Source organism: Halarsenatibacter silvermanii (assembly GCF_900103135.1).
GTDB classification, from domain to species: Bacteria; Bacillota; Halanaerobiia; order Halanaerobiales; family Halarsenatibacteraceae; genus Halarsenatibacter; species Halarsenatibacter silvermanii.
In genome coordinates this window covers 1-19,001 of the sequence record NZ_FNGO01000033.1, presented here as the reverse complement: position 1 = coordinate 19,001, position 19,001 = coordinate 1, and the positions used below count along the sequence as shown (strand labels likewise).

Annotated in this window: 19 protein-coding genes; 11 read left to right on the top strand and 8 right to left on the bottom strand. The window is 39.5% G+C overall.

Annotated elements, in window-relative coordinates; genetic code table 11:
* Positions 1–152: 152 nt before the first annotated feature.
* The 7 genes from BLT15_RS12060 to BLT15_RS12035 form a co-directional block, all read right to left on the bottom strand.
* Positions 153–908 carry a creatininase family protein gene (locus BLT15_RS12060; protein WP_200769768.1) on the bottom strand — a complete coding sequence of 252 codons (756 nt, stop codon included), beginning with the start codon at positions 906–908 and terminating at the stop codon, positions 153–155.
* Positions 898–2,424 carry a tripartite tricarboxylate transporter permease gene (locus tag BLT15_RS12055; protein ID WP_089762151.1) on the bottom strand — a complete coding sequence of 509 codons (1,527 nt, stop codon included), beginning with the start codon at positions 2,422–2,424 and terminating at the stop codon, positions 898–900. Before BLT15_RS12055 ends, BLT15_RS12060 begins: the two co-directional genes overlap by 11 nt.
* A 24-nt stretch (positions 2,425–2,448) precedes the next feature.
* Complete coding sequence (locus BLT15_RS12050; protein WP_089762149.1) at positions 2,449–2,940, bottom strand: tripartite tricarboxylate transporter TctB family protein; 492 nt, start codon at positions 2,938–2,940, stop codon at positions 2,449–2,451.
* A gap of 203 nt (positions 2,941–3,143) precedes the next feature.
* A complete protein-coding gene (locus tag BLT15_RS13780; RefSeq protein WP_345788696.1) occupies positions 3,144–3,674 on the bottom strand; it encodes a group II intron maturase-specific domain-containing protein in 531 nt (176 codons plus the stop codon).
* A 26-nt stretch (positions 3,675–3,700) separates the two neighbouring features.
* Positions 3,701–4,300: a reverse transcriptase domain-containing protein gene (locus BLT15_RS13775; RefSeq protein WP_345788695.1), complete on the bottom strand. Its 600-nt coding sequence runs from the start codon at positions 4,298–4,300 to the stop codon at positions 3,701–3,703.
* A 254-nt stretch (positions 4,301–4,554) separates the two neighbouring features.
* Entirely contained in the window at positions 4,555–4,746 is a 192-nt protein-coding gene (locus tag BLT15_RS12040; protein WP_089762147.1) for a hypothetical protein, read from the bottom strand.
* Between the two features lie 465 nt (positions 4,747–5,211).
* The gene (locus tag BLT15_RS12035) at positions 5,212–6,165 is read right to left on the bottom strand and encodes a Bug family tripartite tricarboxylate transporter substrate binding protein (RefSeq protein ID WP_089762144.1); all 954 of its coding nucleotides are present in this window, start codon (positions 6,163–6,165) and stop codon (positions 5,212–5,214) included.
* Between the two features lie 374 nt (positions 6,166–6,539).
* On the opposite strand from BLT15_RS12035, the gene BLT15_RS12030 reads away from it, so the two are divergent.
* From BLT15_RS12030 to BLT15_RS11980, 11 genes are all read left to right on the top strand, one after another.
* A complete protein-coding gene (locus BLT15_RS12030; RefSeq protein ID WP_159429947.1) occupies positions 6,540–7,223 on the top strand; it encodes a GntR family transcriptional regulator in 684 nt (227 codons plus the stop codon).
* Between the two features lie 50 nt (positions 7,224–7,273).
* Complete coding sequence (locus BLT15_RS12025; RefSeq protein ID WP_089762139.1) at positions 7,274–8,809, top strand: L-lactate permease; 1,536 nt, start codon at positions 7,274–7,276, stop codon at positions 8,807–8,809.
* A 50-nt stretch (positions 8,810–8,859) separates the two neighbouring features.
* Positions 8,860–9,096 carry a mechanosensitive ion channel domain-containing protein gene (locus BLT15_RS13575; protein WP_089762154.1) on the top strand — a complete coding sequence of 79 codons (237 nt, stop codon included), beginning with the start codon at positions 8,860–8,862 and terminating at the stop codon, positions 9,094–9,096.
* Positions 9,097–9,221: 125 nt separating this feature from the next.
* Positions 9,222–9,719 carry a UPF0236 family transposase-like protein gene (locus tag BLT15_RS13685; protein WP_089762137.1) on the top strand — a complete coding sequence of 166 codons (498 nt, stop codon included), beginning with the start codon at positions 9,222–9,224 and terminating at the stop codon, positions 9,717–9,719.
* Between the two features lie 40 nt (positions 9,720–9,759).
* The gene (locus BLT15_RS13680) at positions 9,760–10,644 is read left to right on the top strand and encodes a UPF0236 family transposase-like protein (RefSeq protein ID WP_089762134.1); all 885 of its coding nucleotides are present in this window, start codon (positions 9,760–9,762) and stop codon (positions 10,642–10,644) included.
* A 641-nt stretch (positions 10,645–11,285) separates the two neighbouring features.
* A complete protein-coding gene (locus BLT15_RS12005; RefSeq protein ID WP_089762131.1) occupies positions 11,286–12,827 on the top strand; it encodes a glutathione ABC transporter substrate-binding protein in 1,542 nt (513 codons plus the stop codon).
* A 115-nt stretch (positions 12,828–12,942) separates the two neighbouring features.
* Positions 12,943–14,151 (top strand): metal-dependent hydrolase family protein, encoded by a 1,209-nt coding sequence (locus BLT15_RS12000; RefSeq protein ID WP_089762129.1) that lies wholly within the window; start codon positions 12,943–12,945, stop codon positions 14,149–14,151.
* Positions 14,152–14,581: 430 nt separating this feature from the next.
* Positions 14,582–15,184, top strand: a complete 603-nt coding sequence (locus BLT15_RS11995; protein ID WP_089762126.1) for a tyrosine-type recombinase/integrase — start codon at positions 14,582–14,584, stop codon at positions 15,182–15,184.
* Positions 15,185–15,598: 414 nt separating this feature from the next.
* On the top strand, positions 15,599–16,291 hold the full coding sequence (locus tag BLT15_RS11990; RefSeq protein ID WP_089762123.1) for a hypothetical protein: 693 nt from the start codon (positions 15,599–15,601) through the stop codon (positions 16,289–16,291).
* A 220-nt stretch (positions 16,292–16,511) separates the two neighbouring features.
* Entirely contained in the window at positions 16,512–17,294 is a 783-nt protein-coding gene (locus BLT15_RS11985; protein WP_089762121.1) for a hypothetical protein, read from the top strand.
* A gap of 179 nt (positions 17,295–17,473) precedes the next feature.
* Positions 17,474–18,487 carry a HEPN domain-containing protein gene (locus tag BLT15_RS11980; RefSeq protein WP_089762119.1) on the top strand — a complete coding sequence of 338 codons (1,014 nt, stop codon included), beginning with the start codon at positions 17,474–17,476 and terminating at the stop codon, positions 18,485–18,487.
* Positions 18,488–18,740: 253 nt separating this feature from the next.
* Here the strand turns inward: BLT15_RS11980 and BLT15_RS11975 are convergent.
* On the bottom strand, positions 18,741–19,001 hold a 261-nt coding region (locus tag BLT15_RS11975), incomplete at its 5' end, for a transposase (RefSeq protein ID WP_200769734.1).

The following is a 19,001-nucleotide window of genomic DNA, read 5'->3' as shown; positions in this document are numbered from 1 at the left end:
TTTGTGAGTGTCCCAGTATCTCAACCTTATCAGCCATACTTTCAGCACAGGTAGAACTTTCATCTACTATCGGTATAGGTTACGAAGCACACATAGAAAAAAGCCCCGCCTACGGGGCCTTTCACCTTCATTCATTAAATTCAAGGAGCAGATCAATCCACCTCCATAAATTCCTCTATAAGTTCTTCCGCTCTATCCAGAGCCTCTTCCACAATTTCCTCGCCAGCCTCCCTGCTGGCTTTTCTGGCATCACCCAGTGCCCCATTCTCCGTATACCGGTCGAAATCTATTCCCAGATTTAGAGCTGTTTTCTTAACCTTTGCTCCCTCTTTTATTTTGCCCTTTTCTATTCTGTCTTCGCGGAGTATCTCCGGAGCCAGATATTTAACCTCGGAAACCTCGCGTTCACAGGCATGCCCAAAATATTCGGAGTCCACATTGCTGGCGATGGCTTCTTCTGCTAAGTTTGTATATTTAAAAGCGGCCAGTGTGACATCAAACTCCTCTCTGATCTCATCCAGGGCCGCACCGAGTGTATCATCATTTCCCCCGTGAGAGTTCACGAATACAGCCCTGTCAATGCCGTGCTGGTAGAGGGAGCTTACTATATCTCGCAGCAGCGAAATCAGTGTATTGGGAGAAAGTGTTATGGTCCCCGAGAAAGGCATATGATGGGGAGAGACACCAAAATTTACCGTGGGCACGACCAAAGCCTTAGGATAGAGCCTCTCGCCCAACATTTCAGAAAATATCTCAGCCCTAACACTGTCACAACTTTCCGCAATATGAGGTCCATGCTGTTCGTGCGAACCTATGGGGATTAGAGCATACTCCACATTCTGCAAAGCCTCATCCACTTCTGGCCAGGTCATATTTTTCAGCAGATACACAGCTCTTTTATCCTTCATCTGCAGCACCTCCAGATCCAGATCTCAACTGTTTCGTGGAATAGAGCACCGAAATAACAGCCAGAATCAAAAAGGCGAGAGATATAGGACGGGTAAAGAAAAGTGTGATATCGGGATCGTGCATCAATGCTCTCCGCAAATTAGTCTCTCCTATCGGCCCCAGAATGACACCAAGTATAAGCGGCGCCCGGGCAAAATCGAATTTAAGGAAAAGATAACCCACAATACCTATAATGAAAAGCAGATAAATATCGGTAACTCGACTGTTGAGTACATAAGAACCAACAGCACACAGGGCCAGTACAGAAGGCACAAGAACATATTTCGGTAAGGTAGATACTCTAAGAAAAAATCTAGCCCCGATTAGCTGAACTACCAGCATCATTAATGTTGCTATAAAAAATCCAACAAATATGCTACCAACCATCGCTGGTTCATTATCGATGAGCATCGGCCCAGGATTAATTCCATGGATCATCAATGCCGCCATCATAACCGCTGTTATAGCCCCGCCGGGGATACCCAAGGCAATAGTAGGAATCAGCGCTCCACCAGCTGTAGAATTATTGCCCGATTCCGAAGCTATAACTCCATCGGGAATGCCGGTGCCAAAATTCTCTGATGATTGGGTATCAGAACCCTTTTTAGCCTGATCATAGGCAACTATGTTGGCAATACTCCCTCCAGCACCGGGTATCGCTCCTACAATGGTGCCCACGATAGAAGATCTAATCAAATTTTTTGGCTGCCTGATCACGATTTTCAAAGCTTCCTTTATATCCAGGGAAATATCACCTGTAACCAGCCCCTTATCATCCTCTTCCTGTGAAGCCTTCGGATCTATCTCCAGTTCTCTGTAGAGCTGGGAGGCAGCATAAACTCCGATCAAAACCACCAGAAACTCCACACCGGCATTAAGAAAGCCAAATCCGAATGTAAATCTGGAAACGGCCGTCATGGGGTCAGTCCCTATTGTTGCCAGGAGAAGGCCAACAAGTGCCGAAACGATACCCTTCAAAAATGATTCGCCGGTAAGAGAAGCCACTATGGTAAGAGCAAAAACTATAAGGGAAAAGTATTCCCAAGCCCCCATCTGCAGGGCAAAATCTGCTATTTGGGGAGCGACCGTTACCATGATCAACATGCTGAAAAAGGAACCAATAGTTGAGGCCCAGATTCCGATCGCAAGAGCCCTTCCTGGTTCTCCTTTCTTAACCATGGGATGAGCATCAAAAGTTGTGGCTACCGCTGACGGGGTGCCTGGTATGCCAATCAGGGCAGCAGTTATCAAACCTCCTGACATACCGCCCACATAAACTGCAACCATAGTGGCTATTCCTTCTATCGGGGCCATGCCGAAAGTAAAAGGAAGTACAAGTATCACAGCCATTGTTATAGTAAATCCCGGAATTGCTGCAAGAACAATACCCCCTATTACCCCTATGAACATATATAATAATACATTTAACTGGACAATTTCAAATAAACCTAAAAGAAGCAGGTCTATTCTAAACATTTTTTACCTCCTATTATCGTCTTTCTATTGAAATAAAATCCCCTGTGGAAACATGACACCTAAATAGGTTTCAAAGAAAAAAGGTATTCCAAAGCCAATCAGTAAGCTAGCTATAATAATTGGAGGTAGATTTTTCTTTTTGCGCGGGCTCAGGATCCATTGGGTAACAAGCAAATAGCTAAATGTTGATAAACGAAATCCTGCATAATTTATAGAAAAAATATATAATAAGAACAGTAAAATACTTATTAAAACTTTTTTATACTTGATTATTATATTTCTGCCTGTATTTAAGCTAAAGTTAAATCCCGTCCCTCTTATCTTCAGTAATTTTATGACAACTCTGATAAACAAGTATATCAAAATTAGCAGCATTACCAGCAAAATAAGTCTTGGATATGCAGCCGGCCCCAGTTCGTCCCAGCCTTCTTGAGGGAATTCTTCAATCTGCAATAAAAAAAATAAATTTGCGATTATCATAAATACCAGGAAAATCGCTTCAAAAATCGCTTTCAATTAAGCTACCCCCTTGATTCCCATCAAAAGTTGTTTTTCTATCTAAAATCGACATAATATAGAGTAGGACCAACCTTTTAGGGCTGGGACCTCTCGTCAAACTGCGCATACGGTTCTCCCGTAAACAGCTTTCCGCTATTGTTGCCCCTTTCCAGGGAGTAAGTTATCGACTCCGCGTCACCGCGGATGGTATTTCACTCCCCTCAGGACTTGACGGTAAGTGATTTGAGTCCCAACTGTTTTAATTCAGCAGTTGGGATTCTTCTATTCTGATGGTAGTGAGCTTTCTTGTCTTCCCTGTACGACCTTAAGCGCATTCTTATCCACTCATTCAGTCTGCGAAATAACTCCTTAACATTGCCATGACCGAAGTAGTTTGCCCAGCCCCGTATTACCGGATTGAGTCTGGCTATAACCAGTTCCAGCGAAAACGGCTGCTGTCTTCTGGTTATCTCCCTGATTTTATCCTTGAACTTATCCAGGGCTTTACTCCGGGGGCGTTTATAACGCCAGGCAATGAATTCGTAGCCCAGAAACTCAAAGCCTCTGCCAAAGTTGGTGAGTTCAGTCTTCTCAGGATGTAATTTTAGGTTGAGTTTTTCCGAGATTATCTCCTCTGTAACTTCCATGGCTCTTTTAGCTTTTCTTTTGGACTTGGCCAGAACTACAAAATCATCCGCATAACGGACCATTTTGTAACCTCTATCGGTCATCTCCTTATCGAACTGATGCAGATAAATGTTGGCTAATAGAGGAGAGATTACTCCTCCCTGGGGGGGCCTTTGGGCGTGCCTTCAAGTCCATCTTCCGTCATGACTCCTGCAGCAAGCCACGACCTTATCAGTCTGAGCACCCAGCCATCATTTATTCTCTCGGTGACAAAATCCAGAAGCAGGTCCTGATCTATATTATCAAAGTAGCCTTTTATATCAGCATCAACTACATGTGTATATCCCTGCTCTCTGTACTCCTCCACCTTCTCTATAGCTTCTAAAGCTGACCGGTTGGGCCTGAAACCATAAGAGCAGTCACAGAATATCTTCTCGAAGATAGGACCCAATATTCTTCTTACCGTCTCCTGAGCTATTCTGTCTTTGATAGTGGGGATACCCAGCGGTCTTTCTCCTCCGCTGTCCTTGGGTATCATCACTCTCAGTACCGGTGAAGGTTCATAGGTTTCATTCCAGAGCTGTCTTAAAAGCTCTCTCATATTCTGCCTGTAGTTATCTCTGAAATCGTCTATATCCTGGTTATCTATGCCGGCACTGCCATCATTGGCAAAGACTGTGTGGGCTGCGTGATCCATATTCCACTTATCCAGTGTCCTGTCCTTGAATGTGTAGTAGGTGCGCTTTGTCATCTTGCACCTGCCTATCCTGTCACTTACCAATCCTCCACCTGACATTACTGCTCACAGGGCCTTGTCCTTCACGATATTACCGACCGCGTCTCTAGGCCAAAAGGCCAATCGCCCCCTCCGGTATATCACTACTCAGGTGGCTGTGCTGCCGGCTTTTTCTGACTTCAAGGTTATGACTTCCCTTTCCGTCTTTCTGCCGGCCCCACCGGCCCTAAGCCGGTGTTTAAACAGCTATACCCCATGTGCCACTCATGTCACGTTTTGAATTTCAATAGCGTAGACATCCTTCGCTCCGGCTGGTTTTTTCCTCCTGTCAGTCGCCTGACATTCATCGGCCCAGCCCTCATCACTACTATGATGTCCTCTGATTTCTGTAATGGCTTTACCTCAGCTTTCCCGTTTGGATTATACCTCGGCTTATCTCTGCCGGTTCCGACAGGAACCATCAAAGACCTCCTCCGGTCATCTATACCATCTTGCTATCATTCCAGCCCTAATCACACCCATCAGCCTGACATGCTCCTATGACCCACAAGCCAGCTTTGAACTTCCCCGTTACTATGGCGGGTCGATGCTGATGAATGCCACCTCTGGTTCATATATTATTCCGGACTGATAGCTCGCCTCAGGCTCTTTGGATTCCACCTCACGGTGAACACCCTGCCACTGTCGGCTTCATGTGCTGCTCTTATTGACTTAGGCCGAAGTTTGTTTTCCCCAGTTCGCTCACCCATTTCGTTTGTGAGTGTCCCAGTATCTCAACCTTATCAGCCATACTTTCAGCACAGGTAGAACTTTCATCTACTATCGGTATAGGTTACGAAGCACACATAATAACCTCCCCGGACCAAAAACATTTGATCCGGGGAGTAAAATTAACTAATAATGTAACTCTTTTCTCTTTTATCAAACTATTGATCCATCAGTTCTTCGGCCATTTCATCGAACTCGGTATAATATTCCTCCAAATCTTCGCTGCTCATATAGAACACTTCTGCCCCAGCATCCCGGATATCCTGCTGAAATTCCTCGTCTTCAGCTATTTCGGCCAGAGCATCTTCAAGCACTTCTATCCTCTCATCAGAAGTTCCAGGAGGAACTACTACTGACCTGACAATCCTCCAGGTAACATCATAACCGTATTCCTGAATGGTTTTAAGGTCAGGTAATTCATCCTGTCTTTCGTCGCTGGCCTGAGCTATAAAATCAATATAGTCTCCTTCAACGTATTCATACCCTGATGCATAATCTACGGGAATAATATCTACATGACCTCCAGCAATAGCTTCCACTCTTTCACCGGTACCCTCGTAACCGACATAGCTGAAATCAGCATCAATTGCTTCTTCTAACATCATAATTTGCAAATGTGGAATTCCCATCATGGTAACTCCAGCGGTTACTTCTTCAGGATTTTCTTGAGCATATTCGACAAATTCGGGGAAGGTATCATAAGGTGTATGGTCAGCTACAGCCAAATATTGAGGAGAGTTGGTAATTCCGGCTACAAGTTCAAAATCATCAAAATTCAGGTCTGTTATGTCCGCATAATGAGAAACTATAAGTCCCTCATGGACCTGTCCAATGTAATAACCTGTATCCGGTTCATTATAATGTTCTTCCAATCCAACTGTTCCACTGGCCCCTGGTCTATTGTGAATTACAATATCTGTGCCCAATTCATCTTCTAAATAGGGACTGACTATTCTCATCAATGTGTCACTGCCTCCCCCCGGACTCCAAGGTACCGTAAATTCGATGGTGTCCTGGGGAAATTCCTCACCCGAAACCGCAAAGCCCAGAGTCAATACCAGCGCTATCGAGAGAAAAGCAATAAATACCTTATTCCCCAACTTTTTAATCATCTTAAGTGTATCCTCCTTCAATTATTTTTCCTGATACTAAATTTCTCACTTCTGGCTGCTGATTGGAAAAATAATAGTTTTTAAAAATTATCCCTCCTTGTTTGTTGTTTCAGATCTACCATTCCTTAGTATCTGTTAATTCATTAATAACAAATTCAGAAAAGAATGTCAAATGTCAAATTTTTGCCCGCTGTCTATACATATATCTTATTTTATTCAATAACATTTAAAATTAACCCTGTATTTGCCTGTATAATCGGTGTTTAGCGGCTGTATTGCTATTTTTCACACTTTACATTTGACATTTAATTTAGTCTATGTTAACAATAAAGCGAATTGTAAACCATTTAAAAGTCACCGGAGGGATAATAGCGGTGAAAAGAAATTCCTTTTTGTCTGAGGATTCCAGTCAAAATCTTACCGAACGAGGCCAGATTAAAAACTGGATATTCGACCAGCTGCTGAATTCAATTTTAGACGGAGAATATTCTCCTGGGGAAAAGCTCACGATAGAAAGTGTGGCAGAAGAATTTGAAGTGAGCAATACTCCAGTCAGAGAAGCCCTAAAAGAGTTGGAAAATACAGGTATTTTAATGAAACCTCCTTATAAAAGCTACAGGGTGAGAGAGTTTACTCTGGAGGAGGTTAGGGAAATTTACGAATCCAGAAATGCTCTGGAGAGTTATGCCTGCAAACTGGCCACTAAAAGAATTTCAGAGAAAGGAAAAGAAAAGTTGAAAGATCTACATAACAGAGGAAAAAACACACTGAAAGCAGGGGATATGGAGAAGTTCGGCGAATACAACAATACCTTTCACGCCCGCATTATAAAAGCCAGCGACAACAAGCACCTCATTCAGCTTTATAGAAATATTCAGCACCAGATTACCCTGTTTACATTTCAGGTTTTTGATACTACAGATAGGTCCTGGCAGACAATAAAGGAACACGAGGAGATCATCAAACACATAATCCATAGTTCTCCGAAAAAAGCCAGTAAATCCATGGAAAACCACATTCATAACTCCTGGAAAAAATATGAAGGGGCAGAAGCTTAAACTGAAGAATTTATTATTTATAACCAATCATATATAACGGAGGCCACAAAATGGAATTCACAACACTGCTCTGGATAATCTCCATTATGCCGATAGCAATGCTTCTATTTTTTATCTCCTATCTCAAACTGCCTTCCTATCTATCAGCAATTCTGAGCCTGGGACTGGCAGGATTTTTAGCCCTGACTGTATTTGAGATGCAGCCGGCTCAGATGGCGATTTCGGCCGGCAAAGGGGGGATGCTGAGCCTCTATGTGATACTCATCATTGCCGGGGCTGTAATCCTCTTTAATATTGTCAACAGGGCCGGCGGCTTCGATTCGATGAAAATATACATAAACAACCTTGGCGGTGACAGAACACTTAAACTGCTGGGGTTGAGCTGGGCCTTTTCCTCTTTTATTCAGGGGATAACCGGCTTCGGTGTGCCGGTGGCCATTGTGGGGGCTATGCTGGCTGGCATAGGCTATAAACCGATCATTGCCCTCACCACGGTGCTCATTGGACACTCCTGGGCTATAAGTTTTGGCTCCATGGGCTCCTCCTTCTATGCCCTCCAGCTCGTCACCGGGCTGGAGCCTGTGCGCCTGGGAACCGTTATGGCCTTATTATTCTTTCTGCCCATCTTTACCACCGGTCTCTTTACCGTCCATGTCTACGGCGGGCTCAAAGCGGTGAAAAAGGAGATCAAATATGTGCTGCCCATCTCACTGGCGATGGGGGCGATGATGGTCTTTGCCGCCTGGATGGGCTTTCCCCATATAGGTTCACTGCTGGCGGGCCTTACCGGCTCGGGCCTGTTTCTGGCCATTTTGATTCTGCGCACGGGTGAGAGGGCCGAATTGCCGGGAAATGTCATGTCTTTAAAGGCAGCACTTTTCCCCTATATCATGCTGATCGGCGCGGTGCTTTTAGCCCAGCTGCCGCCTATAGCAGCATTCCTGCCCGGGTGGGAGCTGGCCCTGTCTTTTCCCGGCTTCACAACTGGCCTGGGCTTCGAAGTAAGCCCCGAGGCAGAATTCTCACCTATAGGGTTTTTCACCCACCCCTTTTTCTTTCTGGTGCTCTCCTCTGCCGCCGGGCTGATATTCTATCGGCTGAGAGGACACCTCAATAGTAAAGCCTGGAAGAATATCCTGGCCGAGAGCTACAGCCGGGCAAACACCTCGATACTGACCGTCTTCCTTTTGATGATACTGGCCTCGCTCATGAACGATTCGGGCATGGTCTACACCTTTGCCCGGGGCATGGCGGGTTTCAGCGGCGCCTTCTTTCCAGTTATCTCGCCGATCATCGGTATTTTGGGCGCCTTCCTCACCGGCAGCAATACCAGTTCCAACGTGCTCTTCGGCGCCTTCCAGATAGATGCAGCCACACTGCTCGATCACTCCCCTTACATGATAGCCTCCACCCAGTCTATAGGGGGTTCTCTGGGCTCGGCCATAGCCCCCGCCAAAATACTTATGGGGACAGCTATAGTGGGCCTGGAGGGTGTCGAGGGCGATATAGTGAAAAAATGCCTGGGCTATACGCTCATCAGCGGGCTTTTGGTGGGATTGGTTGTACTGATACTGCTGCAGCTTTAATATATCATACGTCTCCCTCCCTCTCCTCATCCATCACCACCATCATCTGAATATATCCCTGTGATTTTATAAATTCAAAAAATAATATAGCTGTATATCTTTGGGGGAGAGGGGTTATTGCCATAGGTTTTGCTTTTCAATCAATTCTAGCAGATATATTTAGTTATTTTACGACCATTATAGATAAACCTTTTGAAGCAGGAGACTTTATCATTATTAAAGATCTCAGAGGAGTGGTGGATCATATAGGGATAAAAACTACTATTAGCAGCTGGCGGAAGGCGTAAAAGTGAAGATGTTGAGCCTCGAAATTTTCTTTGAGTTTTCTTTTTGTGGGTAGAGGCAGGAAAAAGGCATAAAAATATAGAATGGGTCTCACACAACCAATACCAAATAAAGGAGTGTGAGACCCATGATGAAACTGATTTTAAGTGTACTATATAGAGGAGATAGTTTCAAGGGTATAGAAGAGGAATTATTACGGATATTCCGCAGGAGATTCATAGAATTTTTAGTTGAGGTTTTTAAGGATTTGGATGAAGCAATAATGGAGACAAGAGATAAAGATAAATTTAAGGTGAAAGGAATAAGAGAGAGAACTTTAGTTACATCTTTTGGTGAGATAACCTTTCAGCGCAGATATTATTATGACAGGGAAGCAGATGAATACAGATACCTTTTAGACGAAATGTTAAAACTGCCCAGGTATGACAGGGTCTCTAACCTGGTCAAAGAGAAGGCTTTAACGATGGTTAGAGATCTTTCCTATCGCAAGTCAGCAACCAGGACAATTGATATGCTGGGAGCTAACGTAAGTGCTTCTTCGCTGCACAGCTGGGTGCAGGATTTAGGGGGAAAAAAGAGGAGGAACTGGAAAAAGAGCGAAAGAAAACTTACGAACACGGTGTAGTTCAGGAAAAAAAAGAAGATGCCGATAAAACAGATCATTTATTTATAGAAGCCGATGGAGTGGTGGTAAATTTCAGAATGATGGGGAAGGAAGGTCACACCTGGAGATAAAGCTGGGTGTGGCCTATACAGGCTGGGAGACAAGATATTTAAATTCGCCGGAATATAGAGTCAAGAACAAGAAGGTATTTGGAGGCTGTGCTGAAAGCGATCAGTTCTGGCAGGAAATGGGCATAAATATCTGGCAGCATTATGATTTGGGCAGTAAAGGGGTGACAGTTCTTAATGGAGATGGAGCAGGCTGGATAGATAAAGCCAGGATCTATCTTCCCTTTTTGAATTACCGGATGCTGGATGGCTATCATCTGCAGAGGAATTTATTGAGAGGATTGAGAAGATCGGAATTTTTGCCCAGAGTACGAAAAGCAGTAACAGAGCATGATAAGGAAAAGACGATAGAATTACTTAATGAGGCCAAAGGTTATCGCAGAACTCAGAAGGATAAAAAGAAAGTGGAGGATTTAAAAAATTATATACTTGATCACTGGGATAACATATTGGATTACAGAGAGAAGGATATTCCCACTCCCGAAGAGGCCCGGGGTATGGGAATTATAGAATCCAATGTGGATTACATTTTAGCTGACAGACTAAAAAAACAGGGCATAAGCTGGAGTGAAAAAGGAGTTGAGAACATCTCCCGGGTGATTATAGCTCATGAACGGGATGAACTGGAAAGATTGCTTTTGAAGGAAGAAGAATCGGAAACTGAGGAAGTTTCCCGTAAGAAAGTCTTCAGAAGGTTTAAAAGCAATCAGAAACCATCAGAGGATCAGTTTTTCAAAAAGACCAGTGAACCGGCAGAAGGAGCTTCCTATCGGTTTTTAAAAGATATATGCAGGAACGTGTCAAAAAGTCCAGTATAAAACCAAAGATAGCGAGTTAATCGAATTGGAACTGTACCTTTAATTAGCAGGGGTTTGTATGTCTGAATTGCTGTTTATCAGTTAGCTTTTGTAAAGAGAGTCAACGATAACAAATTTAAGTGTGTGAGACCTCAGTTAACTCCCCTGCCCTTGAGTTAATTTAGTACGTATATTGTATTACCCACAACAAGTTAACTCAAACTAAAAATATCTTTTGTTTGAAATAATGCTGCAAGCTTTGAATAATGAAATAAATATTATTATGTGCTTGTATAATAGGCTTAGAAAGAAAATAATGGTTTTTTACCACAAAAAGAAAACTTGGAGATGACCGATTCCACTTTAAGTACTTTTTTCAAACGACAGAAACAAAAAAATTATGCATGCTGTTTTCTTCGTTTTGTCGGTGTATAGAGCTAAAAGTGGCAGAATATCTGCCATGATAAAAAACTCAGAGGGTATGAGATGGAGAAGAGTCCAAAAAATATATGAACCAAAAAGCTGTAAAATTTGTATTTAATCCAGGATAAAGAGTAGCTAGCAGTTGGAAGGGGGTGAGAAAAAAGTCTATAATTGATGATATAAACTTTTTTCAATTATCGAGTGAAATATTAATCAAACAAGAAGGAGGGTAAATCTTCATGAAGAACAAATTTTTAATTTGTGTTTTGTTTATAATCTTTTTTGTTGGATTTACGCTGAGTCCTATTCAGGCTCGAGAAGGAGGAGATTTAAGTATTGCTATCGGCTCTGATCCAGAATCTTTAGATCCAGCTAATGCTGAGTCATCACCTGCTGCTATGGTTATGATACACAGCATAGAAAACCTTTTTGACATGACTCCCGAGGGGGAAATAGTGCCTGAGTTAGCAAAAGATTATAATATTTCTGAGGATGGAAAAGAATTTAAAATTTATCTAAGAGAAGGTATTGAATTCCATGACGGGGAGTACTTTGACGCGGAAGCAGTCAAATTTAATCTTGAAAGACTTCTCGATGAGGTTTCTCCGTTCGCTTTTTTAATCGATCAAATTACTGAGATTGAAATAATTGACGATTACACTGTAAAAATTCATACCGATGAGCCTTTTGCTCCGCTCATAACTAATTTATCTTCACATGGTTTTATGGGAATGGTTAGTCCTCAAGCTGTAGAAAAATATGGTGAAGATTTTTCAACCAATCCTGTTGGCACAGGTCCTTTTGAATTTGTGGACTGGACCCGGGGAGAAGAAATTGTTTTAGAACGCAATGAAGATTATTGGGGCGATAATGCCTACCTCGAGAAAGTTTCTTTTAAAATTATACCCGAAGATTCTAGTCGTGTTGTTCAAGTAGAAACTGGTGAAGTTGACGCTGCTATGTTTATTCCACCACGTGAAAGAAATAGATTGCTCGAAGTTGAGGACATCAATATAATTGAAGAATCAAGCTTGAGAACTATATATACTGGTCTCAATACTAAAGTTGAACCTTTAGATGATGTGAAAGTTCGGCAGGCTCTTAATTACGCAATAAATAATCAGGCAATTGTGGAAGAAATTATGGAAGGAGCCGGGCGTCCTTCTGATGCTCCCGTAGCTCCTGGTACATTTGGATATGCCGAGCAGGACAGATATGACTATAATCCTGAGAAAGCTCAAGAACTGTTGGCAGAAGCTGGTTATGAGGATGGTTTTGAAACCACCCTTCATCATCCTGTTGGAAGATATATGATGGATGAAACTATTGCAGAAGCAATTCAGGGACAATTAGCTGAAATAGGAATAGAAGTCAGTTTGGAAACCATGGAATGGGTAACGTATTTGGAATTTCTCAGTGAACCTCCGGAAGAATCCGAGCATGAAATGTATATCTTAGGCTGGGGCAATATGACTGGCGATAGTGATAATGGTTTATATCCTTTATTTCATTCTTCTGAATGGGCTCCTAAAGGTTTTGATTATACTTATTTAGGGAATGAAAGAGTGGATGAATTGCTTGATCAAGCTCGAGTGACGCCTCAGCCAGAACGGAGAGAAGAAATTTATGAAGAAGCAATAGAAATAATTTGGGAGGAAGCGCCCTGGATTTTCTTGCATAGTGAAGTGCAAATAAACGCTGTTAGAGAAGGCGTGGAAGGACTTCTCCATCATCCTAGAGAATACATTTTTGCAGGCGAAGCGTATTTAGAAGATAATTAGTTGTAATTTGAGTCTATAAAGTATTGCTTATTTTATTTGCCAGAGCCTTGTATATTCACCAGGGCTCTGGCAAAAATGTTTTTCAACCCACAATTTAATATTTGAGGTGAAATAATTGCGTGCATTCAAAAATATTACTTTAATAGACGGGGTAAGTGATAAAGGGATAAATAATGGAGTAATTTTAATCAACGAAAAAGGAGTTATTGATTCCTGCGGCTCCGCAGAAAAGATATCTATTCCTGATGAAGCAAAAATTATCAATCTACAAGGGAAAACTATCCTCCCGGGTTTAATTGATGCCCACACTCATATTTGTTTTAAACCTTCTCCTGATCCTCTCGACATTTTAACTAAAGAATCTGATGCTCGCACTGCTGTCAGATCTCTTAAAAATGCTCAAAAAGCTTTACAGGCTGGAATAACTACTATTAGAGATGTGGGAGGTAAAAATAACATTGAAATAACAATTAAAAAATATTGCCAGGATAATGAATTACCCACTCCTAATATGGTAGTTTCAGGACGCAGTCTAACCATGACAGGTGGTCATGGTTGGCCTATAGCTAGAGAAGTGGATGGAAAAATAGGATTGCGTCGAGGAGCAAGACAGCAAATAAAAAAAGGGGCAGATCTTATTAAGTTAATGGCTACAGGAGGAGTATTGACGGAGGGAATGAAACCAGGAGCACCGCAATTGACAGAAACAGAAATGAAGGCTGCAGTAAAAGAAGCGAAAAAGGCTGATATAAAAGCAGCTGCGCATGCCCAGGGTAATAAAGGAATAAAAAATGCTATCAATGCTGGAGTTGATTCTATAGAACATGGTGTTTTTTTAGATACAGAAACAACGGAAATGATGGTCAACAAAAATATCTTTTTGGTTCCTACATTATCAGCTATATACTGGATTGCTCGCAAAGGAGAGGAAGAAAACATTCCGAAATATGCAGTTAAAAAGGCTGAAAAAATCATTGAAGATCATATCAAAAGTTTTAAAATGGCATATCAGAAAGGAGTCAAAATTGCTATGGGTACGGATGCTGGTTCTCCTTTCAATAGACATGGAGATAATGCTTTTGAGTTGATTTTGATGGTTAAACACGGCATGTCAGCCATGCAAGCCATTAAATCTGCTACTTCTGTAGGCGCTGAACTTCTTGGAATTGCTTCTTTTACAGGCAGCATTGAATCAGGAAAAAGAGCTGATCTTTTAGTTTTGGATGAAAATCCTTTAGAAAATATTGAAAACATTAAATCCGTAAATAAGGTTTTTTTGCAGGGAACAGAAATTAATACAAAAACAAGGCAGCAGGCTTTTTAATCATTATCTTCAAGGCCGGAAACTTTCCAAGCAGGATATATCACTCTCTATTTTATGTGTTCAGGATAAAAAAGCCCATTTTTGCTGTGAAAATGAAAGCTTCTGTGGTAATAGGCAATTCAAAAGTATTTAGAAAATTTAGCATAACACAATAGCCCGAAAAAATAGATGTTGGAAAATAGGCTTATGAAATGGCAAAACTTTTTTGTTTCATAGTTCAGATAAGAGCATAAAATTTGAATATAACATTTCATAATCCAGTTTTATTTTTTTCGTTAGAAGATTTCATTCAGCCTCAAACCTGTTATATAACTCATAATATACTTTGCTTTCCTTCCGGAAGATGTTAAGCTGGATTTAAGTGTTAAATAACTCATAGAACATGACATATACGAGTTATCCTCTAAAATTGGGGTAGGAGGAAAAAATTGTGCCTAAAAGAAAAATTCCCGTGGTTTTGACAGAAGAGGAGCAGGAGAGATTGTTAGAGCAGCCCAATCCCAGGTATATTACCGGTGAGAGAAATTACGTTATGCTGAAGCTGATGTTATGTACTGGGTTGAGATTGGCGGAAGCTGTTAATTTAAAATGGCAAGATATTAATTTAACCTCGGGGAAAATTACAGTTAGAGAAGGCAAAGGCGGAAAGGACAGAAATCTCTGGATAGGTAAGGAAAATTTAGAACTTATAAGAAATTGGAAGGAGAAGCAGACAGAAAAAGCCGGTGAATCTTTAGACTATGTATTTACATCGATGAGCAAGGGGACTGTGGGTAATAAGATAAATAGAAGGTATGTGCAGGATATGGTAAAGAGATATGCGGAGAAAGCTGGTATAGATAAAAACATAAGCCCACATACACTTCGCCACACATTCGCCACCGACCTCTATAGAGAGACAGGCAAGATTAGGCTTGTACAGAAAGCATTAGGACACGCTGATTTAAGCACTACTATGATCTATACTCATATAGTGGATGATGAGATGGAGGAGGCACTCAAGAATTTTAGGAATGGGAAGGTAACTGGGTGAATTGCAGGCATTGTATCGGTAGTTAGCGGCAAATCTTTTTTCTAAACTGTGGTGTAGGACATGGATCGGAGATATAAGAGGGAATTAACCTCTTATAAGTAATTTTCATGCAGGTTTTTTATGAAAATATCAGAATTTTATATTAAAAGGGAAATAAAAATTTTGCCACTTGCTTTTCTTGCTTCAAGGTGAAAAAAGCAGATCCATATCCTTTTGGTGTTTAAAAATATGAGAATTAATTCAACTGGAGAGATAAAATAAATACCGTTCAACATCTCATTGCTGCCGAGAATAAACAGGAGGTTATTCTTTCAAAAGAGTGCTGCAAGAACTGTAAAAAAGAAACTAAAAACTGCTAAATAGAATTTTTTAGCAAAGGAATGTATTTAATAAAAAGGAGTTTGATTAATAAATATGACGAACAATTTACCAGAATTTAAAGTTAATGAATTGTTGTCAGATAGTTTATGTGAGCCATCTATAGATTTGGCAGTTGAATATGCAGAACTTTCTTTTGACGAGTTGGTAAATGAAGTTGCTGAAGAAATTCCATTTGTTAGAACACTTGTTACTGTTGGTAAAACTGGTTTAGCTATAAAAGAAGCTCATTTTGTTAAGAAAACACTATCCTTTTTAAAGAAATTTCATACTGGTGATTATGATGAAGAAAAGATGAAGCGATTTAGAGAAAAGATGAATTGTGATGCTGAATATCGAAATAAAGTAACTAACAAAATAATTGTATTTATAGATAAACTTTCTTCGGAAAAAAAGGCTAAAATTTTATCTAGATTATTTATTGCTCATATTAATGAAGAATATGATTGGAAAACTTTTATTGATTTAACTAAGTGTTTAGATTCTATGTTTCTATTGGATTTTGATGTTTTGACTTATCTTTATAATTCGAATGAACCAGTAAAGATTAAAAATATAAGCCTTAAAGAAAGAGAAGTTAATACATATCTTCTTTTAGCTTCAATTGAAAGATTAAAAAGTTTTGGATTTATAGCAAGTAAAAAACCTACATGGAAAAGTGTAGGAGAAGAGAAGGAAGAAAGAGTGTTTTTAAATAGCATTGGAAAAAAATTCATTCATTATGTTTAGATACTTAATGATCGGTGCAATCTTTCGTATAACATGGGCTTAGCGACATCTGAGCCGTGGAAATAAGCGACCATGATGACTTATGTCAGTAGGATGTTGTTTTTGAGGAAAAGATCAGTTGTATCGAAGGCAAGCTCAGACGTCGCGAAGCTCAGGGACGTTATATGAAATTGCAATTAATATTTTTCAGTGAGTTAATTTTTGATAAAGGAGAGGTATGATGATTTCAAGAAGAGTTAAACTTTCTTTATATCAACTTATTTCAGAGTTTCCTTTTTCAGAAATTATGGTATTAATAGAAAAATACACTTTTGGAGAGTTTTTATTTTCAATTCAACATAATAAAAAGACAGATTATTTCCTAGAAGAACTTAAAGAAATAATTTCAGAAAGTACAGAAGAAGCAGTTTTAGATATTATAGATGAGATTTTGAGGGTGAGGCGAACGTATAGAAATAAAGTCAATCCTAAATATAAATTTGATGAAAGATGGGGTGAATTAAAAAGATGTTTGCTTTTAGAGGGATTAAAAATTGAAGAAGGAGAATTAAAGAGGGTAGAACCTGAAATTGAAGGATCCAATTCTGCAGAGGAAAATTTAAAGAAGGAAATTTTAAATTCAGACTTACAAAAAAGAGATGATATAGTTTTATTGATAGAAAATTCTTCAGATGCATTCATTAAACCTGAACCAGATTTTAATGGAAGTTTGAGCAATATAAGAACTGCTTTAGAAACTTTGGCAAAATCAATAGCTAAGAAAATAATAGAAAATGCAGAAGAAGATAAAGAAATCTCTAGTTGGGGAGTTTATATTTCTTATTTAAAGTCTAAAGATTTTATAGGGGAAAATGAAGAAGATGCTTTAACAGGGGTTTATTCTTTGTTAAGCGAATTACATCATCCTTTAGTAGGTTTTTCAGAAGAAGAGCTAACTAGTTTTGCGCGTGCTATGGGACTGAGAATGTGTTATTTTTTAATAAAAAAATACAACGGGGGATAGTTGCAACTTCACATAACATGGGCTTGGCGACATCTGATCTTTAGGATAATCAATCGGAATTATACTTATGTTAGTATGATTTTGTTTTTAAGGAGAAGACAAGCTATATCGGACAAGGAGATCAGACGTCGCGAAGCCCAGGGGCGTTATACGCCATTTCTAAGTGGGAGGATTTTAAGTTGGCAAAATTTCAAATGAAATATCTACCTTATATATCATCTGAAAATATTAAATTTGGACATATAGAATTAATTTCTTTTGAAAAAGCAAAAGATGATTTTTCAAAGGAAATCAAAAATTATCTTGAATGGTATTTTGGTAAGTATATAGATCAAGTTGGAAATAAATTGGATGTTACTTTGGTTTCATATAAATCAGATTTTTTTAATGTTTGTTCTGAAGAAACTTTAAATAGGATTAGTGATTCAATTCAAGCTTTGAGTGCCTTAACATTAATGAATAATAATCCACTTTTACCAGCTGCCCCAGATAATTTTGAGCTTTTTGTAAAAACATTTGACCCGAATAATAAATCTTTAGCACTATCTAGAGGTGGATTTGTAAATGTAAATAAACAGTTTTCTTCAGGTGTTATTGATGATATAACTTTTGTACTGCCTGAGACCACTCCTAAATTAAAAAAATTAAATTATTATATATCAGAAAAGAGTAAATTATTTGATGGTATATCAGTAGCTTTAAAAAATAATTATAACGACGACTGGTTTAAAAGAATTATAAGATCATTTAGAATATTAAATTCTGCTTTTCGCAATTTAGAAAGCTTTAATTATATTGATAGAATATTATTATTAGTTATTAGTTATGAAACAATATTTTTAGATGATACAAGTGATGGAAAAAAACTTTCCTCAAACGTGTTAAAATTATTAGCTTTTGAAGAAACAGAGGAAAAATTTAAAAAAGCTAATAATAGAATCAGATCGTTTACTAAAAAACTTTATGAAGTAAGATCAAGATTTTCTCATGGGCAAAAAGTGAATTCAACAAAAATTATTAATCCAGTTTATGGCGATTTGTTAAAATGTGGTTTATATCTATATAAATTAATTTTAAAGGAAATATTAAAGGAAAGAATATTTATAAAATGTGATCATAATGAAGAAGAAAGATTAATAAAAGATTTTCAATTAGGATTGTTTACTTTAATAGAAAGAACAAAAGAATCATAACTGTCGAAATGGCGTATAACATAGGATTTCCGTTACGCCAAAGACCGGCTACCCTTCTGGACATTACCTTTGTCATGTCTTTTGCAAAAGGGGGTAAGGGGTTTATTGTGCAGCAAAAGACCTGCCAACCCTAACGGGTCGGTAACGTCGGAAATCCTAGGAGACCGTTGAAAAACCTCGTTCTTTGAAAATAAAATATGCGATAATTTCTCGAAAAAATGTTTGAGGCGAAAAAATAAAACACAAGCAGCATTTATACTGTCGATTTAGTGGCCTTTTTCTCATTATTTCCGCTTCCAAGTACCTTTTTTACCTTCTTGAGACATACTCCTGGCGCACTGCTTAACAGTTTAGGCAGTCTTTTTATGTTTACTGCTAAAGCTTTACACATCATCTGGAACTCTATTTTGCGTTTGCCAAAAAATCGAGCCTGCCTCATGCCGTGTCTAAAGAATAACTCAGCTATCTTTCTTTCAACGATATAGCGCTTATGATAAGTTTCTTCAAAATCTTC